Below are 18,524 nucleotides of genomic sequence, written 5' to 3' on the forward strand. Positions count from 1 at the left end.
CCCTCTGTCCTTCGTCAGGAGGCGGCGGCCCGGCGTTCCGGCTTTTCCGCCATCGTGAATTCGTCCAGCTTTTCCAGGAGTGCGTCAAGCGGGAGAGGACGGCTCAGGAGATAGCCCTGGCCGAATTCCACCTGCATCGCCTGGAGGATGTCCCACTGTTCCGTCGTCTCGATGCCCTCCGCCACGACGGCGCAGCCCATCTGGTGCGAGATGGTGCGGATGCCCTCCACCAGCATGCGGCTCTTGCGGCGCACGTCCGGCTGGTCGGAGGAGAGCGAACGGGTGAAGGACTGGTCGACCTTGACGATATCGACGGGGAAGCGGTTGAGATAGGACAGCGAGGAATAGCCGGTGCCGAAATCGTCGAGCGCGATGCGGCAGCCGAGGTCGGAGAGCGCGTCGAGCACCTCGCGCACGACGGGATTGTCGAGCATCAGCACGGCCTCGGTGATTTCCACCACGATGCGCGACGGCGTGATGCCGTGCTCCAGCAGCAGGGCGGCAAGGCGGGTGGGCAGGGCGGGCTCGAACTGCAGGGGCGAGAAGTTCACGGCGAGATAGCTGTCGGCGAGCCCCTCCAGCCGGGAGATGACGGCGAGGCTTGCGATCGACTTCGACAGGATGCAATCGCCGATGCGGCCGATCGAGCCGTTCTCCTCGGCAATGCCGATGATCTCGGCCGGCGGCAGCAGGCCGCGTTCGGGATGGTTGAGGCGCATCAGCGCCTCGAAGCCGGCCACGCGCCCGTCGGCAAGCGAGACGATCGGCTGGAGATGGGCGGTGAACCAGTCGTCACGCAGGCCCTGGTCGATGAACTGTTCGGTTTCCAGCCGCTTGCGGGCAATGTCCACCATGTTGTTGTCGAAGAGCTGCACGCCGTTCTTGCCGCTGCGCTTGCGCGCATACATGGCCATGTCCGACTTCTGCAGCAGGCAGGCCGCCGTCTCTGCGTGGTCGGGATAGACGGCAACGCCGATGCTGGCGCTGACATTGAGCTCGGCGCCATTGACGGTGAGCGGCGTGCGCAGGCTTGCGACCAGCCGCTCGCTGACATCCATGGCGAGCTGGCGGGCATCGGGCGCGGCGAGCAGGATGGCGAATTCGTCGCCGCCGAGACGGGCGATGCGGTCGCCCGCGCGAAGCTGCCGGCGCAGGCGCGCCGCCACCTGGCAGAGCACCTCGTCGCCGGCGGCATGGCCGAGATTGTCGTTGATCCACTTGAAGCGGTCGAGGTCGACGAAGAGGCAGGCGAGCTGCTGGCCGAGCTTGTCGACATCGCCGATCAGCTCGTCGAGCACCGATTCGAAACCCTGCCGGTTGAGCAGGCCCGTCAGGTGATCGGTGATCGCCTGGCGGTGGTTGCGGTTCTCCGCCTCCTTGAGGTCGGTGACATCGGTCATGACGGACAGCGACAGCGCCTGGCGGCTGCTGCTGGCCGCAACGCCGGTTTCCAGGATCAGCACGTCGATCATGCTGTCGTCGGCGCAGCGGAAGCGCACCGTCGCCTCGCAGATGCCGCCGTCCGCGCTGTTCTCGTCGTGGCGCCTGCGATAGGTCTCGCGCCAGTCCTCGGCGACGAAATCGGTGAATTCCTGGCCGATCACCGCGGCGCGGCGATAGCCGGTCGCCGTCAGCCAGTAGTCGCTGACGGCGGTGATGCGGTTGTCCGCGTCGATGGAGAAGAGCATGGCCGGCGTGAGGTTGTAGATGTCGGTGGCGCGGGCATGGGCGAGCTTCAGCTCCTTCTCCTCGCGCTCCAGCTTGCTCTGCATCTCGTTGAAATTATGGGCGAGCGCGCCCATCTCGTCGTTCGACGTCCAGTCGACATGGTGGCGCGAGCCGAGCCGGCGCGTCGCCTCGATGGCCGCCGTCAGCCGCATCAGGGGGCGGATGATGGTGATGCGGTTGCCGATGATGGCGGCGGTGAAGAGCGTCGCCACGGCGAAGAAGAAGATGGCGAAGATGCTCATCTCGTCCTTCGAAAAGCGCGAGAGCAGGCCCTCCTTGCGGATCCAGATCTCCGCCGTGCCGACCTTCTTGATGCCGTCATTCGCCTTGTAGAGGATGTCGGCCTTGACGATCGAGCGGGCGTCATCCGGGTCGGGACGGGCGGCAGGCATTTGGATGTCGATGACATCGGACGTGTCGCGCACATGCACGAAGGCGATGTCGGCATCGGCCTGCAGCGCGCCGACGATCTGGTCGACGCTTTCCTTGTCAAAATCCCACAACGGCTTGCCGAGCGCCTGGACATTGGCCGCAAGCAGCACTTCGGTGTTCTGCAGGCGCTCGCGCGCGACGCGGTCGGACGAAAGGATCAGGAAGAGGGCGAAAAGCGGGGCGACGAAGATGAGCAGGGCGCCGATGACGATGGCGATGAAGCGGCTCTCCACCGAATGCATTTTCATGCCGGTTGCCCCCCTGCCATGATGCCAAGCCCGCCCATAACGCCCCTCTTTGGCTTTCGTCAGCTTGAGGCCTAGACTTTCATCAAAGTCTTAAATGTTGCTGAAATCGCAATTCGGAAAAGTGCTGATAATTCAGGCTTCCCGCAACGGAAGCGGCGGGAGGCGGGCAAAGAAAAACCCCGCATCCGGTGGGATGCGGGGTTTTTGACGTCTTCAGAACGGAACCGATTACTCGGAGGCTTCCGTTACTTCTTCTTCCTTCACGCCGGCAGCCGGGACAGCGATCGTGGCGATCGTGAAGTCGCGGTCGGCGATGACCGGGCTCGTGCCCTTCGGCAGCTTGACGTTCGAGATGTGGATGCCGTCGCCGACCTTCAGGCCAGCGAGATCAGCCGTGATGAATTCCGGAATGTTGCCGGCCAGGACGTGCAGTTCGACAGCGTGGCGAACAATGTTCAGGACGCCGCCGGCCTTGATGCCCGGGGACTTCTCTTCGTTGACGAAGTGAACCGGAACTTCGACCACGACGTGGGTGTCGCCCGAAACGCGGAGGAAGTCGACATGCATCGTGAAGTCGCGGACCGGATCCAACTGGTAGTCCTTCGGCAGGACCTTGATCTTCTCGCCGTTGACGTCGATCGTCGCGACGGTCGTCTTGAAGCCGCCGGCGTGGATGCGCTGGGTGACGTCCTTGGTCGAGACGGCGATGGAGAGCGGGGCCTGCTTGTCGCCGTAAATGACTGCGGGAATAAGGCCGTTGCGGCGAAGTTCACGGGAGGACCCCTTACCAACCCGTTCGCGCGTCTCGGCCTTGAGCTCGTAAGTGTCGTGGCTCATGGCTTTACCTTTCATGTGTTACTGGAGAGCCCTTCGCAGGCAGGGATCGCCCTGCTGCCGCAAAAAGCTTGAGGATTTCGTGAAAGCCTCATCCACGTTGCCTCCAAGGGTGTCTACGCGGACGGGGGCTCGATAAACGAGAACGCCCGGAAATGCAAGGCCCCGCGACCGGATCGCGCGGCCGGATTGACACAACGTCGCCGCGATTGGATGTTCGCATGGATCCGGTTCGGCGAAGGAGGCCACGATGAGACGACAGATCCTGATGGCCTCGGCCGCGTTCTCGCTGGCATCCGCAAGCGCGGCCTTCGCCCAGGCGGTTTCGCCGGCCGAGGCCGACAGCATCCAGCAGAAGCTCACGCGCTACCTGCCACAGGACATGATCGAGGCCGGTCTCGTCACCGTCAAGGCGGCGACCTCGTTTTACGAGCTGCGCTTCAACCCGGCGGTGCTCCTGGAAAAGAACACGTCCCGGGCGGTGACGGTCGAAGGGCTCAAGCCGATGACGGCCTATCTGCGGCCCATGCCCGAAGGCACCTACCGCGTCGAGGCAAGCGACAGTTTCGACATCAAGGGGTCCGTCGATGTCGCGCCGGGCAAGAATTCCTTCTCCTATATCATCGCCTCGATGAAGCTCGACGGCATCTACGACCCCGACATTCTCTATTTCACCTCCGCCGACTGGACGGCCGAGAAGATCGCCTTCACCAGCACCTCGCCGCAGGAGAGCATCACGGCGAGCTTCGGCGGGATGGCGATGCGCCTTGCCGCCGAGAAGAAGGGCGAGGGCATCCTCGACATATCCAGCACCGGCGTGATGAAGGCCTTTGCCGAGACGATCACCGGCGGGGCGAACGGCCGGATCGATATCGGTGCCGATACGGTCGACATCGATGTCAGCATGGACGGCGCGCGCAACAGGGTGGTGCAGGACCTCGTCTTCTTCGTGCTCGACAACATGCACAAGGACAGGCTGGAGGCGGCGGATGCGGCGCGGCTGAAGGACCTGCTGCGGGGTGCCCTGCCGGTCTTCGACAATCTCACCGAGACGATCAAGGCCTCCAATGTCACTGTTGGCACGGAGCAGGGCACGTTCGGCGCCGAGAGCGTCAGCTATGTCATCGACATGAACGGCATTGCCCATTCCACCCGCGTCGGCTTCGGGTTCGGCGTGGAGAAACCCAGGCCGCCCGCCGGCATCCTGCCCGCGGCCTTCGCGGAGGCGGTGCCGGAGCGCGCGACCTTCAAGGCGGCGGTTGCCAATCTCGATCTTGCCGGCGCGGTCAACTACCTCATCGATCATGCGGACTTCACCAGGTCCGAGCCGCTGACGGAAGAGCAGAACAAGGAAATCGGCCGAATCATCCTGCCGGGTGGCGCGATGACCGTGCAATTCGAGGAGGTTTCCGCCGTCTCGCCGATCTACGACGTGCACCTTGCCGGCAACATGCTGGTCTATCCCGAGCAGAAGGACCGGCACAGCGCCGAGGTGACGCTGACCATGCGCAACTTCGACAAGACGGTCGCCTATCTCCAGAAGAACGCCGCCACCGTGCCGCAATTCGGCCAGGCGGCCTTCGGTCTGCTGATGATGAAGGGCCTTGCGCGCGATGCCGGCGGCGGCGCGCAGGCCTGGGACGTCAAGGTCGGCGAGGACGGCAAGGTGCTGATCAACGGCCAGCCGCTGCCGTTCCAGCAGTAGGGATCAGGGCCTTGCGCGGCGCCTTGCGGTGAGGCGGGCGAGCGCCAGCATCAGCCCGCCGGCGATCAGCCCCCAGAAGGCGCCGGAAATGCCGGCGAAGGAGACGCCCGAGGCGGTGACGAGGAAGGTCACCGCCGCCGCCTCGCGCCCTTCCACGGCGTGGAAGGCGTTGAGCGCCGAGCCGGCGAAGGCGCTGATCAGCGCAAGGCCGGCGACGGCCTGGATGAGGATCGGCGGGGCGAGGCTGACGAAGGCCGTGACGGCGCCCGCGGCAAGCCCGAAGATCACGTAGAAGACGCCGGCATTGATCGCCGACCAGTAGCGCCTGGCGGGGTCGGGATGTGCGTCGCTGCCGGCACACATGGCGGCGGTGATGGCGGCCAGGTTGACCGCATGGCCGCCGAAGGGGGCCGACAGCAGCGAGAAGACGCCGGTGACGGCAAAGAGCGGGCCGGGGCTGGGCTCGTAGTGGTTGACCTTCAGCACGGCGATGCCCGGAATGTTCTGGGAGGCCATGGTGACGATGAAGAGCGGCAGCGCGATGCCGACGAGCCCGGCGACGTTGAAGACGGGCGCGACGATCTCCGGCCGCGGCAGCAGGGCGTCGGCAAGGCCGGAAAGGGCGCCTTCGGGAATGTCGATGCCGAAGGCGAGCACCACGACGAAGGCGGCAAGCGCCGCGGGCACGGCATAAAGCCGGTTGATGCTGCCGACGACCACCCAGGCAAGAACGATCGGCAGGCCGAGCAGCGGATCGAAGGCGATGGCCTTCACCGGGGCGAAGCAGAGGCCGATGAGGACGCCCGACAGCATCGCATTGGCGAGCGTTGCCGGGATTGCCGCGACCATGCGGCCGAGCGGCTTCCAGAGACCTGCGATGACGATCAGCACCGCGCAGACGAGAAAGCCGCCGACCGCCGTCGCAAAGCCGCCCTCCACCGCGCCGGAGCTGGCCAGCAGCGCCGCGCCTGGCGTCGACCAGGCGATGGAGATGGGAAGCCGCGTTGCGGCGCTGAGAACGATGGCGCACAGGCCCATCGACACGGAGAGCGCCATCAGGCCGGAGGCCGCCTGCGCTTCCGTTGCGCCGACGCCCGTCAGCCCGTGCAGCACGACGGCGAAGGAACTGGCGAAACCGACGAAGGCGGTGAGCAGGCCCATGAACAGGGCTTGGGCGGAAAAATCACGAAACATGGCAAGATCAATACTGGAAAGGAATGGGCACTGGTAACAGGCGCCGGGCGGCTTGGGAACAGGGTTTCGACGCGGGCAGGGCCGGTACGTCGGGGGAGGTTTCTGCTCCAGCGCAGTCGAGCTGCCGCGTCTTGGACCTTTGTCCTGCTGGACCCGCAGGTGCAAACGTGAGTATAGTCATTGAGCGTTGTATTCTGGCGCGACGATCGGTCGAAGCTTTCGGGGAGGAGAGCGGATGCCCATGCGTTTCGATCACGCAGATCATGTGCAGACCGTGGTGGCCCATGCGTCGGCGGCGGCAAGTTCGCCTGTGGCCGCCTCCTGGCGCCGCTGCCTCATGCTGCACGGCCTTTCCCCCGAGGAGGTACGCACGCCCTGGCGGCTGAGCGAACCGGAATTCCGGCAGGCGCGGGCGCGCTCCAGCGTGCTGATCGAGGAGGCGCGGGGCGAGATCGACCGGCTGTTCGCCACGGTCGGCAAGGCGGGCTGCTGCCTGCTTCTGACGGACGAGAACGGCATCGCGCTCGAGCGGCGCGGGGCGGCAGGCGACGATCGGGACTTCCGCGGCGTCGGGCTCTGGTCCGGCACGGTGTGGAGCGAGGCGAGTGTCGGCACCAACGGCATCGGCACGGCGCTCGCCGACGAGCGGCCGGTGCTCATCCTGCGCGACCAGCATTTCCTCTCGCAGAATACGGGCCTGTCCTGCACCACCGCGCCGATTCGTGACCATACCGGGCGCATTGCCGCCGCCATCGACATCTCCACCTGCCGCGACGATGCGGGCGAGATGACCATGTCGATCCTCTCACAGGCCGTCCGCGATGCCGCCGCCCGTATCGAGGCGGGCCTCTTCCGTCGCGCCTTCGCGGCCGCCCGCATCCTGCTCGTGCCCGTCGAGGGCCGCACCGCGCCGGCGCTGCTCGCCGTCGACCGCGACGACCTCGTGCTGGGCGCAACACGCGCCGCGCGCCAGGTGCTCGGCCTCGACGACCGGCGCATCGCCATGGGCGTTGCCGCCTCCGATCTCCTGCACGAGGACCGGGCGGAGGACGGGCGCGATCTCGACGATGCGGAGCGCGCGGCGCTGCGCCGCGTGCTGACGCGTGCCGGGGGCAATGTCAGCCAGGCCGCCGACCTGCTCGGCATCAGCCGGGCGACGCTGTACCGAAAGATGAAGAAGCTCTCGATCAACTGATATTGCAGCGCAGCACAGGCTGTCGCACCGGCCTGTCTCAATTCTGAAACAGTCGCCGCTGCCATCGTCCTTCACCCTCTACCGCAATCGGCCGAAGCGCCGCACCATCCTCTCCGACGGCCCATCCGGGGCCTATATGGGAGGAATGACATGTTGCACCAGAAGATCGTCGAAAATCCGTACAAGGCAAAGTACGGCAACTTCATCGGCGGCGAGTGGAAGGAGCCGGTCGCGGGCCGCTACTTCGACAACATCACGCCGATCACCGGCGGCAAGCTCTGCGAGATCGCCCGTTCCGACGCCGCCGATATCGAGCTCGCCCTCGACGCCGCCCACGCCGCCAAGGACAAGTGGGGCCGCACCTCCACCACCGAGCGCTCCAACATCCTGATGAAGATCGCCCAGCGCATGGAGGACAATCTCGAACTCCTCGCCAAGGCCGAGACCTGGGACAACGGCAAGCCGCTGCGCGAGACCATGGCGGCCGACATTCCGCTCGCCATCGATCATTTCCGCTACTTCGCCTCGTGCGTCCGGGCCCAGGAAGGCACGATCGGCGAGGTCGACCATGACACGATCGCCTATCACTTCCACGAGCCGCTCGGCGTCGTCGGCCAGATCATCCCGTGGAACTTCCCGATCCTGATGGCCGCCTGGAAGCTCGCTCCGGCGCTCGCTGCCGGCAACTGCGTGGTGCTGAAGCCGGCCGAACAGACGCCGTCCTCGATCCTCGTCTGGGCGGAACTCATCGGCGACCTCCTGCCTGCCGGCGTGCTCAACATCGTCAACGGTTTCGGCCTCGAAGCCGGCAAGCCGCTCGCCTCCAACCCGCGTATCGCCAAGATCGCCTTCACCGGCGAGACGACGACCGGCCGCCTGATCATGCAATATGCCAGCCAGAACCTCATTCCGGTGACGCTGGAGCTGGGTGGCAAGTCGCCGAACATCTTCTTCGCCGACGTGATGAACGAGGATGACGACTATCTCGACAAGGCGCTCGAAGGTTTTGCGATGTTCGCGCTGAACCAGGGCGAGGTCTGCACCTGCCCGAGCCGCGCGCTGGTGCACGAGAAGATCTACGACCGTTTCATGGAGAAGGCCGTCAAGCGCGTCGAGAAGATCGTGCAGGGCAACCCGCTCGACACGGCGACGATGATCGGCGCGCAGGCGTCCTCCGAGCAACTGGAGAAGATCCTCTCCTATATCGACATCGGCAAGCAGGAAGGCGCGGAAGTGCTGACCGGCGGTGGCCGCAACGATCTGGGCGGCGATCTCTCCGGCGGCTACTACGTCAAGCCGACCGTCTTCCGCGGCCACAACAAGATGCGCATCTTCCAGGAGGAGATCTTCGGGCCGGTCGTCTCGGTCACGACCTTCAAGGACGATGCGGAGGCGCTTTCCATCGCCAACGACACGCTCTACGGCCTCGGCGCGGGCGTGTGGAGCCGCGATGCGAACCGCTGCTACCATTTCGGCCGCGACATCCAGGCCGGCCGCGTCTGGACCAATTGCTACCACGCCTACCCGGCCCATGCGGCCTTCGGCGGCTACAAGCAGTCGGGCATCGGCCGCGAGACGCACAAGATGATGCTCGACCACTACCAGCAGACCAAGAACATGCTGGTCAGCTACTCTCCCAAGGCGCTCGGTTTCTTCTGAGCGACCGCCTCCTTCTCCACCCCCCGGAGAAGGCGTGCAACGGGCGCGGGAGCCCTGTCCGCCGTCGCTCCCCGCTCCATCCCTCTCCCCGTTCGGGGGGAGGGAAAATCGTTTGGAGGAGAGCCGTCATGTCCGAAGTCACGACCCAGCCGCGCGTGGTGGCGACCGATGCCGCGCTCGCGCTCATCCGGGAGATCCAGGCGGATCATCCGGAAATCCTGTTCCACCAGTCCGGCGGTTGCTGCGACGGGTCCTCGCCCATGTGCTATCCGGCGGACGACTACATCGTCGGCGACCGGGACGTGAAGCTCGGCGAGATCGGCGGCGTGCCGGTCTATATCAGCGAGAGCCAGTTCGACGTGTGGAAGCACACGCAGTTGATCATCGACGTGGTGCCCGGCCGCGGTGGCATGTTCTCGCTCGACAATGGCCGGGAGAAACGCTTCCTCACCCGTTCGCGCCTCTTTTCCGGCGGCGAGGCCTGCCCGCTGCCGGGGCGCTGACCGACGCCCGCGGCACATGGCCCGGCATTTTCCGGGAACCACCCGGCTGCCCATGACGTCATCCTCGGCCTTGGGCCGAGGATCCCTATTTCTCAAGGGCTTGTGGGTGGCCGGGTCAAGCCCGATCCCGACGAGGGAGAACTCGGGCGGATTTTCTGCGTGTCAGGACGGGCTCAGCGCACCGGGCACTGGCCCGCGCGGTAGACACTGAAACCGGCGGCCTGCGCCGAGCAGGCATTGCCGAATTCCTTGAAGTCGGTGCCGCGGCGCCCGCAGACCGGGTTGTACTCCATCGTGCAGGCGCGCTGGTCGCGCGGGCGCTCGCGGTCTCCACGATCGCCCCGGTCATCGCGGTCGCGATCCCGGCGGTCCCTGTCGTTGCGATTGCGGTCCCTGTCCGGGCGATTGCGGCCGTCATTGCTCCAGCCGTCGCGGCCCTGGTCCTGCCAGCCGACCTGGTCGCGATCCGGGCGGCGGAACTGGCATTCGCCGCGGCCGATGATGCCGTAGCCGCTGGAGCGCGCCTCGCAGGCATTGGCGAAGGTCTGGCGGTCGCGGCCGCGCTCGCCGCAGACCGGCGCATATTCACGGGTGCATAGTTGCGGCGGGCGCGGATTGTAGCCGCCGGGGCGCTCGTCAACCTCGACCGAGCAGGCCGCCAGGGTGCCGGCTGTAAGAAGGAGGACGATAGGCCCTGCGAGCCGGGACAGAAATGGCATCGAGATCATGGATTTCCCCTGTCGAATCTGAGGGGAACTTAGCGCAGAAATCGCGGGGCCGATATCGGCCCCGGCAAAAATCCGTCAGTCGAACAGGCTCGACACCGATTCTTCGGCACTGGTGCGGTTGATCGCCTCGCCGAGCAGGTTGGCCGTCGAGATGACGCGGATATTGTGCGCCGACTGGACGGCCGTGGTCGGCTGGATCGTGTCGGTGATGACAAGCTCCTTGAGCTTGGAGGAGGTGACGCGCGCGACGGCGCCGCCCGACAGGACGCCGTGCGTGATATAGGCGGTGACGCTGGTCGCGCCGTTCTTCAGCAGCGCTTCGGCCGCGTTGCAGAGCGTGCCGCCCGAATCCACGATATCGTCGATCAGCAGGCAGTCCTTGCCGGAGACGTCGCCGATGACGTTCATCACCTCGGACTCGCCCGGCCGGTCGCGGCGCTTGTCGACGATGGCGAGCAGACAGTCGAGGCGCTTGGCCAGCGCGCGGGCGCGCACCACGCCGCCGACGTCGGGCGAGACGACCATGACGTTTTCGAGATTGTAGTTTTCCTTCACGTCGCGCGCCAGGATCGGCACGGCGTAGAGGTTGTCGGTCGGGATGTCGAAGAAGCCCTGGATCTGGCCGGCATGCAGGTCCAGCGTCAGCACGCGGTCGGCGCCGGCCTCGGTGATGAGGTTGGCGACGAGCTTTGCCGAGATCGGCGTGCGCGGGCCGGGCTTGCGGTCCTGGCGGGCATAGCCGAAATAGGGGATCACGGCCGTGATGCGGCGTGCCGAGGAGCGGCGCATCGCATCGATCATGATGAGCATTTCCATCAGGTGGTCGTTGGTCGGAAACGAGGTCGACTGGACGACGAAGACGTCCTCGCCGCGCACGTTCTCCTGGATTTCAACGAAGATTTCCTGGTCTGCGAAGCGTCTGACCGTGGCCCGGCCGAGCGGAACATTCAGATAATTGCAGATCGCTTCGGCCAGGAGCCGGTTCGAATTGCCCGCGAAAACCTTCATCTATGGTCCGCCTGTGGATTATGCTGATGGGGGGGCTTTAAGCGGCAAAATCCGTGAATGCAAGGGCTTTGCGATGTCCGAAAAGCGTTTCTTCGCATTTCGCTGTGATTAACCCTGCGGCGTGCTTAACCGTGTGTGGCGCCGCGCCAGTCGAGATACTGGCGGATGGTCTTCTGGGCGATGCCTTCCATCGTGCGCGCCGGCACGGCGGCCCAGGGGTCGGAGGCCGTGCCCGGGACGCTTTCCTGGCCCTGGATGCGGTGCAGCCGCGCGCCGCTGCCGTCGAGCACGTCCCAGACATAGACGACGGTGGTCTTGCCGTTGTCGTTCATGGCGGAGAAGTAGCCCTTCAGGATGTACTTGCTCGACGTGTCCGAGGCGCTGCGGATCGTCAGCCCGTTGGAGCGCGCCTCCGCGCCGAGCCGCCTGGAGAGCGGCGTCACGGCCTCGACCGGCGCGCCGATGATCGGCAGGAAGCGCACGGTCTCGCCGGCTGCGGCGGCCGGCGAGACGGCGGCGACCTCTTCCGCCCCGCTCGACGTTTCCGCCGCGAGCGAGCGCTGGGCGTTGGTGCGGGCAAGCTCGGTATCCGTCGTCCGGCGCCCCGTGTTGCGGGCGAGCGCGTCGGCCTGGCCCTGCAGCGTGCCGGCGGTGTCCGCGCCGGTCGTCGTGCCGGATGACGGTGTGAAGGCCGTTTCCTGGGTGGTGCGCGTGACGGGCGTCGTCTGGGCGCTCATCTGGTCGAGGTCGTTCTGGGTGACGGGCGGCGAGTTGAAGGTGCCGCCGCCCACATCGACCTGCGGCGTCAGCGCGTCGGTGCTGTTGCAGCCGGCAAGGGTGGCAATGAGGCCGATCAGTGCCAGCCGCTTCATCAGCTCTTGCATCGTCGTCGTCCGTGTCCTGCGGAAGGCTTTCGCCTCCTCCGTTCCCCGCAACGATTTATGGGTGGCGCCCGAAGGCGTGTCAATCGCGGGATATTGGGGCCTGTGGTCTATCCCGTCAGACCTCGATGAAATCGAGCCCGTAGCGCGACAGCGCCTTCGGCGTGTCGGTCGTCGTCAGGTAGGTCTGGCCGAGCGTCATGGCCGTGCCGCTTTCGGAATCGAGCACGATCGTGTGCACGAAGAGCGACATGTTCGGCTGGATCTCCTGCGGATTGCCCATCAGGAACATCTGCTGGTCCATCCAGGAGGGCGCGAAGCGCGCGCCGACGGAATAGCCGCAGGTGTTCAGCCGGTGGCGGGCAAGGCCGCGCTCGTCGATGATGCGGGCGAAGGTCTCGAAGACGGTGCCGAAGGTGTTGCCGGGGCGCAGCACCATCTCCATCGCCTGCATCGCCTCGCGGCAGGCGCTGTAAAGTTCGCGGTGGCGGTTGGTCGGCTCGCCGATGATCGCGGTGCGCATCATCGGCGCATGGTAGCGCGCGCTGACGCCCGACCATTCGAGGGTGAGCTGGTCCTCGGCATCCAGCTTGCGCCGGCCGGACTTGGAGCGGCAGAGCAGGGCGTCGGCGCCCGAGCCGATGACGAATTCGTTGGCGGCATAGTCGCCGCCGGCGGCCAGCACCGCGTTCTGCAGCGCCGCGAGGATCGCCGCCTCGTCGCCGCCCGGCACAATGAGCGGCAGCGCGGCGGCCAGCGCGTCGTCGGAGAGGGCGGCGGCGCGCTCGACATAGGCGATCTCGGCCGGGCTCTTGATGAGGCGCAGGCGGCTGACGAGGTTCGACGCATCGACGATCTGGCCGAAACTCTGGAGCTGGTTGTCGAGAAGGCGCGCATTGCGGCCGGTCAGGCCATGCGTGTCGTATTCGACGCCGATGCGGCAGCCGAGCAGGTCGAGATCGGACAAGAGGTTCTTCAGGTCCATCGTCGGATCGGCGTTGACGCGGTCGATCCAGATCTCGATCTTCTCGATGTTGGAGGTGTGGCGCGCCTGGCGCAGGTCCGCCGAGCGGGTGAGCAGCACCATCTCGCCGGTCGCCTTCACGATAAGCGTCTGGAAGAAGCAGTAGCCGAAGGTATCGTAGCCGGTCAGCCAGTACATGCTCTCCTGCGCGAAGAGCAGCATGGCGTCGATCTTCTCCTCCCGCATGCGGGCGGTGAGGCGCTGGAGCCGGTTGGCGTATTCCTCGCTGTCGAAGTGAAGTGCCATGGCGGTGTCTCCCTCGTCCTGTGTCGTTGGGGGCCTCAGCCCCGTAGCATGATCGCCGAAATCTGGCGGCCGTAGTCGGGCTCCTGGCGGTGCGTGGTGCGCCGGTAGGAGAAGAAGCGGTCTTCGTCCGGATAGGTGCAGATGTCGAGGTTTTCCGCCGTCACCCCGGCGTCGGCCAGCCGCTGCGTTGTGAGGCCCGGCAGGTCGAACAGGGCATGGCCCGGTTTTTCCGATGGCGTGAAATAGCGCTCGTATGCCCTGTCGACACCGAGGAAGCGTTCCACGAATTCCGGCCCGACCTCGTAGTTCCGCCGGCTGATCGAGGGGCCGAGGCTGGCGACGATGTTCCGCCTGTTAGCACCGAGCCTTTCCATTGCCGCGACGGTGCTTTCGAGCACGCCGTAGAGCGCACCCTTCCAGCCGGCATGGGCGGCACCGACGACGCGGGCTTCGGGGTCGCAGAAGAGGATCGGGCCGCAATCGGCGGCGAGGACGCCGAGCACCATGCCGGGCGTGGCGCTGACCAGCGCGTCGGCCTGCGGCCGTGCGCCGTCATAGTCGCCGTCGACCAAGACGACATCGGGCGAATGGACCTGGTGCACGGTGGCAAGCCGGTCGGGCGTGGCGGAGAACCAGCGGGCGACGCGGGCGCGATTCTCGTCGACCTTCTCGCGCTCGTCCTTCGAGCCGAGGCCGACATTGAGGCCGCGATAGATGCCGTCGGAAACCCCGCCGGCACGTGTGAAGAAGCCGTGCTGCGCGGTCTTTCCGGCACGCTCCGTCAGAAGCGGGCTTTCGATCGGGGAGGGGAGCGCGTCGTCCTTCATCGGTCTCTCGGCTGGGCTTTGGGCGGCCCGTCGGGCCAAGGATTTCGGCCGGGGCATGCGGGGTGCAAATCGGGCCGGATGTTGTCCGGCCTGACGCCCGGTGTCAATCCGGCTGGCGGAAGGGAAAGAGCGCAAGCGGCGTGCTGCCGACGGCCAAGACCTTGAAAAGATCACCCATTTTGCCGACGCCTGCGCCGGCGAGCCGGTCGACATCGGCAAGAATCGATTGCTGCGTCGCTGCGTCGCGGTTTCGGCCGAGGGCGGAGGCCCGCTCGCCGATGCCGAGGCCGACGAGGAAATCGCCCTGGTGCAGCATGCCGTGCATATGCAGGCCCACGCTTGCCGCCGCACCGGCCAGGCGCTCGAAATCCACATGGCTCGTCAGGTCCGCCTCGCCGGGATGGGCGAGCGGCGGGTCGAAGTCGTGCTTCAGCACCGCCTGCAGCGTATCGCCGAAGCCGGTGACGAAATGGCCGTAGTCGATGATGAGCGCGGTGCCGCCGAAGCGGGCGATGCGCTCGCCGATCGTCGCCATGACGGCTTCGCGGGCCGGCGCGATCTCGAAGATCGTGCCGTTCGGCACCGCCTTGTGGTTTTCCGGCAAGAGCGCAGGATCGAGCCCCGCGACGCCGGCGGCAAAGGTCAGCGCGTCATGCGAATCGAGGCCGACGAGGCGCTCGCGGAAGCCGGACGCGGTCTTGATGAACTGGCGGATCGGAATGGCGTCGAAGAGCTCGTTGGCGGCGAGCAGCACGAAGCCGTCGGGCAGTTCCTCGAAACTGTCGTGCCAGGTGACGCGCGCGGCATGGGTACCGAGCGTTTCGTGCTGGACGGCGCGCAGCTTCGGGCTGGTCTCGATCAGGTGGATCGTCGCGTTCTCGTAGAGCTGCGGGGCGATCCTTGCCACGACGCGCAGCATGTCGGCCATCATCGTGCCGCGGCCGGGGCCGATCTCGGCGATGCGCACGTCCGCCGGACCGCCGTGCTTCTGCCAGGCATGGACGAGGAAGATGCCGAGCATCTCGCCGAAGAGCTGGCTGACCTCCGGCGCGGTGACGAAGTCGCCGGCGGCGCCGAAGGGGTCGCGGGTGCGGTAGTAGCCATGCTCGGGATCGGCCAGGCACAGGGCGAAATAGTCGGTGACGCTGATCGGGCCGTTGGTGCGGATCAGCGCCTTGATCTTGCGGGCGAGGGGTGTCGGCATGGGCGCGTTCGCTCAGGCACTGGCCGCTGCGGCCGGCCGGGCGCGGAAGATCGCCCAGAGGCCGAGGGCGAGCATCGGCAGCGAGAGCAGCATGCCCATGGTGAGCCAGCCGCCGAGGAGATAGCCGAGCTGGGGGTCCGGCTCGCGGAAGAACTCGACCGTGATGCGCGACAATGCGTAACCCGCCACGAAAAGGCCGCTGACGAGGCCGGGCCGTTTCAGCGCGGCGAAGCGATAGATGGCGAGGGCGAGCACGACGAGCAGCACGATGCCTTCGAGGCCTGCCTCGTAGAGCTGGCTCGGATGGCGGGCGAAGGGGCCGGCCTCCGGGAAGATCACGGCCCAGGGCGCATCGGAGAGACGGCCCCAGAGCTCGCCGTTGACGAAATTGGCGATGCGGCCGAAGAACAGGCCGATCGGCACGACGGCGGCGACGATGTCGAAAAGGCTCCAGACCGGGATGGTGTTGCGCCGGGCGAAGAGGATCATGGCGAGCGTCGTGCCGGCAAGGCCCCCGTGGAAGGACATGCCGCCGTTCCACACCTGCAGGGCGCGCAGCGGATCGGCGGCGACGTTCGGGAAATCGTAGAACAGGATATAGCCGATGCGGCCGCCGAGAATGATGCCGACGGCGGCCCAGACGAGGAAGTCGTCGAGCTGGGGGCGGCTCATCGGCGCCGCGCCCGCCCACAGGCGCGGCGTCTCGATCAGCCGGCGCGCATAGACCCAGCCCAGCAGGATGCCCACGACATAGGCGATGCCGTACCAGTGCACGGCGACCGGGCCGATGGAGAAGGCGATCGGATCGATCTCCGGATAGGGCATGATGGCGAGGAGTTGGGCAAGGTTCGTCAAGATGAAGCTCTTCTGCGTTTTCGGGCGGAAGATGGCGGCGCCTTGGGGCAGGGTCAAGGCGATAAATCGTGATCGGGGGCGGCGTGACGGCGTGAACCGGCGGCGATCCACCGGAATCCGCTTGCAAGCGGCGGCCTCAGACCCTACCTCAGTCCCAGGACGCGGGCGCTGGCGCCCGAAAGGACCATCGACACCTCAGGGAGGGCAGACCATGACCACCGGTGCGAACCGCATTCTCGACGATTTCGCCAAGCTGATGACCGATGCCGCCGGCGCCGCGCAGGGCGTGCGCAAGGAGGCCGAGACGATGTTCCGCGCCCAGGCCGAGCGCTTCATCAACGGCATGGACCTCGTCAAGCGCGAGGAATTCGAGGCGGTGCGCGAGATGGCGATCAAGGCGCGGGACGAAAACGACGCGCTCTTGAAGCGCATCGAGGCGCTGGAAGCCCGCCTCAGCGCGGGCGGCTGAGCCGTTCCGGCACGGGTTTTGACCGACAGGACTCGGTTGGCGTGATTCACCCCGCGCCAACCGTTTTTTTTAATAAAATTTTTACCCCTGTGGACACTTGCGAAAAGCCCTTTTCGAAGAGTCTCTTAAGCCTTTGACCTGAATCTTTTTCACAACCTCTGTCCACAACCGGACGGAGAAAATGGCGAGCCAGGGGCTGGCGTCGTGACTCCGGCGTTATACACTGATTTTAAATGATGATTCGAGACGGGCAGCGCAAGCTTCGGGCAGGGTAAGTCGTCCAGATTGCGCAGAGTGCCGAGCAATCATTCAGTGTTGTATCCGGAGTACGGTTTGCCGCGTCGTGTGTGTGAGCGCGATGTCGCATGCCTTCCGGCCTTGAAGGTGATGCATGAGCCTTATGGAATTGGATATCGGGCGTCAGTCCAACCCGGTCGACATGATCGAGTTCGTCGCAGCCAACAATGACTGGACGTTCGAGCGATCCGGCGAAGACGAGATCGCGATGACGGTCGAAGGCAAGTGGACGGATTACCACGTCTCCTTCTCGTGGATGGAGGAGTTCGAGGCGCTGCACCTTGCCTGCGCCTTCGACATCAAGGTTCCCGAAAGCCGCGTCAACGAGGTGCATTGCCTGCTCTCGCATGTGAACGGCCAGGTGCTGATGGGCCATTTCGACCTGTGGCGCCGCGAGGATGTGGTGATCTTCCGCCAGTCGCTGCTGCTCGCCGGCGGGGCGGAGCCCACCAACAGGCAGGTCGAGGTGCTGCTGTCCAGCGCGCTCGAAGCCTGCGAGGCCTATTTCCAGGCCTTCCAGTTCGTCGTCTGGTCCGGCATGGACGCCCAGTCGGCCGTCGATGCCGTCCTGTTCGAGACGGTCGGGGAAGCGTAGGGATGGTGGTTGCAGGTTCGGGCCCCATCGTTCTCATCGGTGCCGGAAACATGGGCGGCGCCATGCTCGCCGGCTGGCTGAAGAGCGGCATTGCCGGTTCCTCGGTCATCGTCATCGATCCCGGCCCGCAGCCCGCCATGGCCAAGCTGATCGCCGACAACGGCGTGCGCCACGAGACGGCGGCGCCCGAGGGTGTCAAGGCCGGCGTGCTCTTCGTCGCGGTCAAGCCGCAGGTGATCGACCAGGTGCTGCCGCCGCTGAAGGGGCTCGTCGGGCCGGAGACGGTCATCGTTTCGGTCGCCGCCGGCAAGACCATCGCCAATCTCGAAAGCCATCTCGGTGCGGCCGCCACGGTGCGCGCCATGCCCAACACGCCGGCCATGATCGGCCGCGGCGTGACGGGCGCCTATGCCAATGCCCGTGTTTCCGCGGGACAGCGCGATTTCGTGCATGCCCTTCTCAAGGTGAGCGGTCCCGTCGAATGGGTCGCAGCCGAGGGGGATATCGACGCCGTCACGGCGGTCTCGGGCAGCGGCCCGGCCTATGTCTTCTATCTCGTCGAGTGCATGGCGGAGGCAGGACGCAAAGCGGGCCTGCCGGCGGACCTCGCCATGCGACTCGCACGGGAAACCGTCGCGGGGGCTGGTGAACTGCTTCACCAGTCCCCCGACGACGCCGCGCGCCTGCGCCAGAACGTCACCTCGCCCGGCGGCACAACCGCTGCGGCGCTCGCCGTCCTCATGGCCGAGGACGGCATGCAGCCGCTCTTCGACAAGGCGATCGCCGCCGCCCGCAAGCGCGCCGAGGAACTGGCGGGCTGATCTTTTCGAGCGCCTGCTATCGAGTTTGCCCCTCACCCTAAGCCTCTCCCCGCAAGCGGGGGAGAGGGGAT

General features: G+C 66.1%; 17 protein-coding genes. 7 read left to right on the forward strand and 10 right to left on the reverse strand.

Annotated elements, in window-relative coordinates:
• Window positions 1-14 precede the first annotated feature (14 nt).
• Complete coding sequence (locus EV665_RS00685) at window positions 15-2,402, reverse strand: EAL domain-containing protein (protein WP_133033049.1); 2,388 nt, start codon at window positions 2,400-2,402, stop codon at window positions 15-17.
• A gap of 234 nt (window positions 2,403-2,636) precedes the next feature.
• Window positions 2,637-3,245 carry a 50S ribosomal protein L25/general stress protein Ctc gene (locus EV665_RS00690; RefSeq protein ID WP_064330761.1) on the reverse strand — a complete coding sequence of 203 codons (609 nt, stop codon included), beginning with the start codon at window positions 3,243-3,245 and terminating at the stop codon, window positions 2,637-2,639.
• Between the two features lie 247 nt (window positions 3,246-3,492).
• On the opposite strand from EV665_RS00690, the gene EV665_RS00695 reads away from it, so the two are divergent.
• Complete coding sequence (locus EV665_RS00695; protein ID WP_133032723.1) at window positions 3,493-4,947, forward strand: hypothetical protein; 1,455 nt, start codon at window positions 3,493-3,495, stop codon at window positions 4,945-4,947.
• Between the two features lie 3 nt (window positions 4,948-4,950).
• On the opposite strand, the gene EV665_RS00700 is transcribed toward EV665_RS00695, so the two are convergent.
• Entirely contained in the window at window positions 4,951-6,141 is a 1,191-nt protein-coding gene (locus EV665_RS00700) for a benzoate/H(+) symporter BenE family transporter (protein ID WP_133032724.1), read from the reverse strand.
• 235 nt (window positions 6,142-6,376) lie between these two features.
• Between EV665_RS00700 and EV665_RS00705 the strand changes: the two genes are divergently transcribed.
• From EV665_RS00705 to EV665_RS00715, 3 genes are all read left to right on the forward strand, one after another.
• Window positions 6,377-7,336 carry a helix-turn-helix domain-containing protein gene (locus EV665_RS00705; protein ID WP_133032725.1) on the forward strand — a complete coding sequence of 320 codons (960 nt, stop codon included), beginning with the start codon at window positions 6,377-6,379 and terminating at the stop codon, window positions 7,334-7,336.
• Window positions 7,337-7,486: 150 nt separating this feature from the next.
• A complete protein-coding gene (gene adh / locus EV665_RS00710; RefSeq protein ID WP_064330758.1) occupies window positions 7,487-8,995 on the forward strand; it encodes an aldehyde dehydrogenase in 1,509 nt (502 codons plus the stop codon).
• A 128-nt stretch (window positions 8,996-9,123) separates the two neighbouring features.
• Window positions 9,124-9,498 (forward strand): DUF779 domain-containing protein, encoded by a 375-nt coding sequence (locus EV665_RS00715; RefSeq protein ID WP_064330757.1) that lies wholly within the window; start codon window positions 9,124-9,126, stop codon window positions 9,496-9,498.
• A 173-nt stretch (window positions 9,499-9,671) separates the two neighbouring features.
• Here EV665_RS00715 and EV665_RS00720 read toward each other — a convergent pair whose 3' ends face one another.
• The 7 genes from EV665_RS00720 to lgt form a co-directional block, all read right to left on the reverse strand.
• A complete protein-coding gene (locus EV665_RS00720) occupies window positions 9,672-10,226 on the reverse strand; it encodes a Kazal-type serine protease inhibitor family protein (RefSeq protein ID WP_133032726.1) in 555 nt (184 codons plus the stop codon).
• Window positions 10,227-10,301: 75 nt separating this feature from the next.
• Window positions 10,302-11,234 carry a ribose-phosphate pyrophosphokinase gene (locus tag EV665_RS00725; protein ID WP_064330756.1) on the reverse strand — a complete coding sequence of 311 codons (933 nt, stop codon included), beginning with the start codon at window positions 11,232-11,234 and terminating at the stop codon, window positions 10,302-10,304.
• Between the two features lie 125 nt (window positions 11,235-11,359).
• Complete coding sequence (locus tag EV665_RS00730; RefSeq protein WP_133032727.1) at window positions 11,360-12,118, reverse strand: hypothetical protein; 759 nt, start codon at window positions 12,116-12,118, stop codon at window positions 11,360-11,362.
• A 115-nt stretch (window positions 12,119-12,233) separates the two neighbouring features.
• Window positions 12,234-13,385 carry a M24 family metallopeptidase gene (locus tag EV665_RS00735; protein WP_133032728.1) on the reverse strand — a complete coding sequence of 384 codons (1,152 nt, stop codon included), beginning with the start codon at window positions 13,383-13,385 and terminating at the stop codon, window positions 12,234-12,236.
• A 35-nt stretch (window positions 13,386-13,420) separates the two neighbouring features.
• Window positions 13,421-14,212, reverse strand: coding sequence for a peptidoglycan editing factor PgeF (pgeF, locus tag EV665_RS00740; protein WP_064330753.1), 792 nt, complete (start codon window positions 14,210-14,212; stop codon window positions 13,421-13,423).
• Between the two features lie 103 nt (window positions 14,213-14,315).
• Window positions 14,316-15,416 carry a class I SAM-dependent methyltransferase gene (locus tag EV665_RS00745; protein ID WP_133032729.1) on the reverse strand — a complete coding sequence of 367 codons (1,101 nt, stop codon included), beginning with the start codon at window positions 15,414-15,416 and terminating at the stop codon, window positions 14,316-14,318.
• 12 nt (window positions 15,417-15,428) lie between these two features.
• On the reverse strand, window positions 15,429-16,241 hold the full coding sequence (gene lgt / locus EV665_RS00750; RefSeq protein ID WP_133033050.1) for a prolipoprotein diacylglyceryl transferase: 813 nt from the start codon (window positions 16,239-16,241) through the stop codon (window positions 15,429-15,431).
• 241 nt (window positions 16,242-16,482) lie between these two features.
• On the opposite strand from lgt, the gene EV665_RS00755 reads away from it, so the two are divergent.
• The 3 genes from EV665_RS00755 to proC all read left to right on the forward strand — a co-directional run bounded on the left by EV665_RS00755 (window position 16,483) and on the right by proC (window position 18,453).
• On the forward strand, window positions 16,483-16,740 hold the full coding sequence (locus tag EV665_RS00755) for an accessory factor UbiK family protein (RefSeq protein ID WP_064330751.1): 258 nt from the start codon (window positions 16,483-16,485) through the stop codon (window positions 16,738-16,740).
• A gap of 391 nt (window positions 16,741-17,131) precedes the next feature.
• Window positions 17,132-17,632, forward strand: coding sequence for a type III secretion system chaperone family protein (locus EV665_RS00760; protein WP_064330750.1), 501 nt, complete (start codon window positions 17,132-17,134; stop codon window positions 17,630-17,632).
• 2 nt (window positions 17,633-17,634) lie between these two features.
• Complete coding sequence (proC, locus tag EV665_RS00765) at window positions 17,635-18,453, forward strand: pyrroline-5-carboxylate reductase (protein ID WP_133032730.1); 819 nt, start codon at window positions 17,635-17,637, stop codon at window positions 18,451-18,453.
• The last annotated feature ends 71 nt before the right edge of the window (window positions 18,454-18,524 follow it).

The sequence above is a fragment of the Shinella granuli genome (assembly GCF_004341885.1).
GTDB classification, from domain to species: domain Bacteria; phylum Pseudomonadota; class Alphaproteobacteria; order Rhizobiales; family Rhizobiaceae; genus Shinella; species Shinella granuli.

Coding starts and splice junctions, on each gene's coding strand:
- EV665_RS00685 (WP_133033049.1), bottom strand. CDS start 2,402: ATGCATTCGGTGGAGAGCCGCTTCATCGCCATCGTCATCGGCGCCCTG.
- EV665_RS00690 (WP_064330761.1), bottom strand. CDS start 3,245: ATGAGCCACGACACTTACGAGCTCAAGGCCGAGACGCGCGAACGGGTT.
- EV665_RS00695 (WP_133032723.1), top strand. CDS start 3,493: ATGAGACGACAGATCCTGATGGCCTCGGCCGCGTTCTCGCTGGCATCC.
- EV665_RS00700 (WP_133032724.1), bottom strand. CDS start 6,141: ATGTTTCGTGATTTTTCCGCCCAAGCCCTGTTCATGGGCCTGCTCACC.
- EV665_RS00705 (WP_133032725.1), top strand. CDS start 6,377: ATGCCCATGCGTTTCGATCACGCAGATCATGTGCAGACCGTGGTGGCC.
- adh (WP_064330758.1), top strand. CDS start 7,487: ATGTTGCACCAGAAGATCGTCGAAAATCCGTACAAGGCAAAGTACGGC.
- EV665_RS00715 (WP_064330757.1), top strand. CDS start 9,124: ATGTCCGAAGTCACGACCCAGCCGCGCGTGGTGGCGACCGATGCCGCG.
- EV665_RS00720 (WP_133032726.1), bottom strand. CDS start 10,226: ATGATCTCGATGCCATTTCTGTCCCGGCTCGCAGGGCCTATCGTCCTC.
- EV665_RS00725 (WP_064330756.1), bottom strand. CDS start 11,234: ATGAAGGTTTTCGCGGGCAATTCGAACCGGCTCCTGGCCGAAGCGATC.
- EV665_RS00730 (WP_133032727.1), bottom strand. CDS start 12,118: ATGCAAGAGCTGATGAAGCGGCTGGCACTGATCGGCCTCATTGCCACC.
- EV665_RS00735 (WP_133032728.1), bottom strand. CDS start 13,385: ATGGCACTTCACTTCGACAGCGAGGAATACGCCAACCGGCTCCAGCGC.
- pgeF (WP_064330753.1), bottom strand. CDS start 14,212: ATGAAGGACGACGCGCTCCCCTCCCCGATCGAAAGCCCGCTTCTGACG.
- EV665_RS00745 (WP_133032729.1), bottom strand. CDS start 15,416: ATGCCGACACCCCTCGCCCGCAAGATCAAGGCGCTGATCCGCACCAAC.
- lgt (WP_133033050.1), bottom strand. CDS start 16,241: ATGCCCTATCCGGAGATCGATCCGATCGCCTTCTCCATCGGCCCGGTC.
- EV665_RS00755 (WP_064330751.1), top strand. CDS start 16,483: ATGACCACCGGTGCGAACCGCATTCTCGACGATTTCGCCAAGCTGATG.
- EV665_RS00760 (WP_064330750.1), top strand. CDS start 17,132: ATGAGCCTTATGGAATTGGATATCGGGCGTCAGTCCAACCCGGTCGAC.
- proC (WP_133032730.1), top strand. CDS start 17,635: ATGGTGGTTGCAGGTTCGGGCCCCATCGTTCTCATCGGTGCCGGAAAC.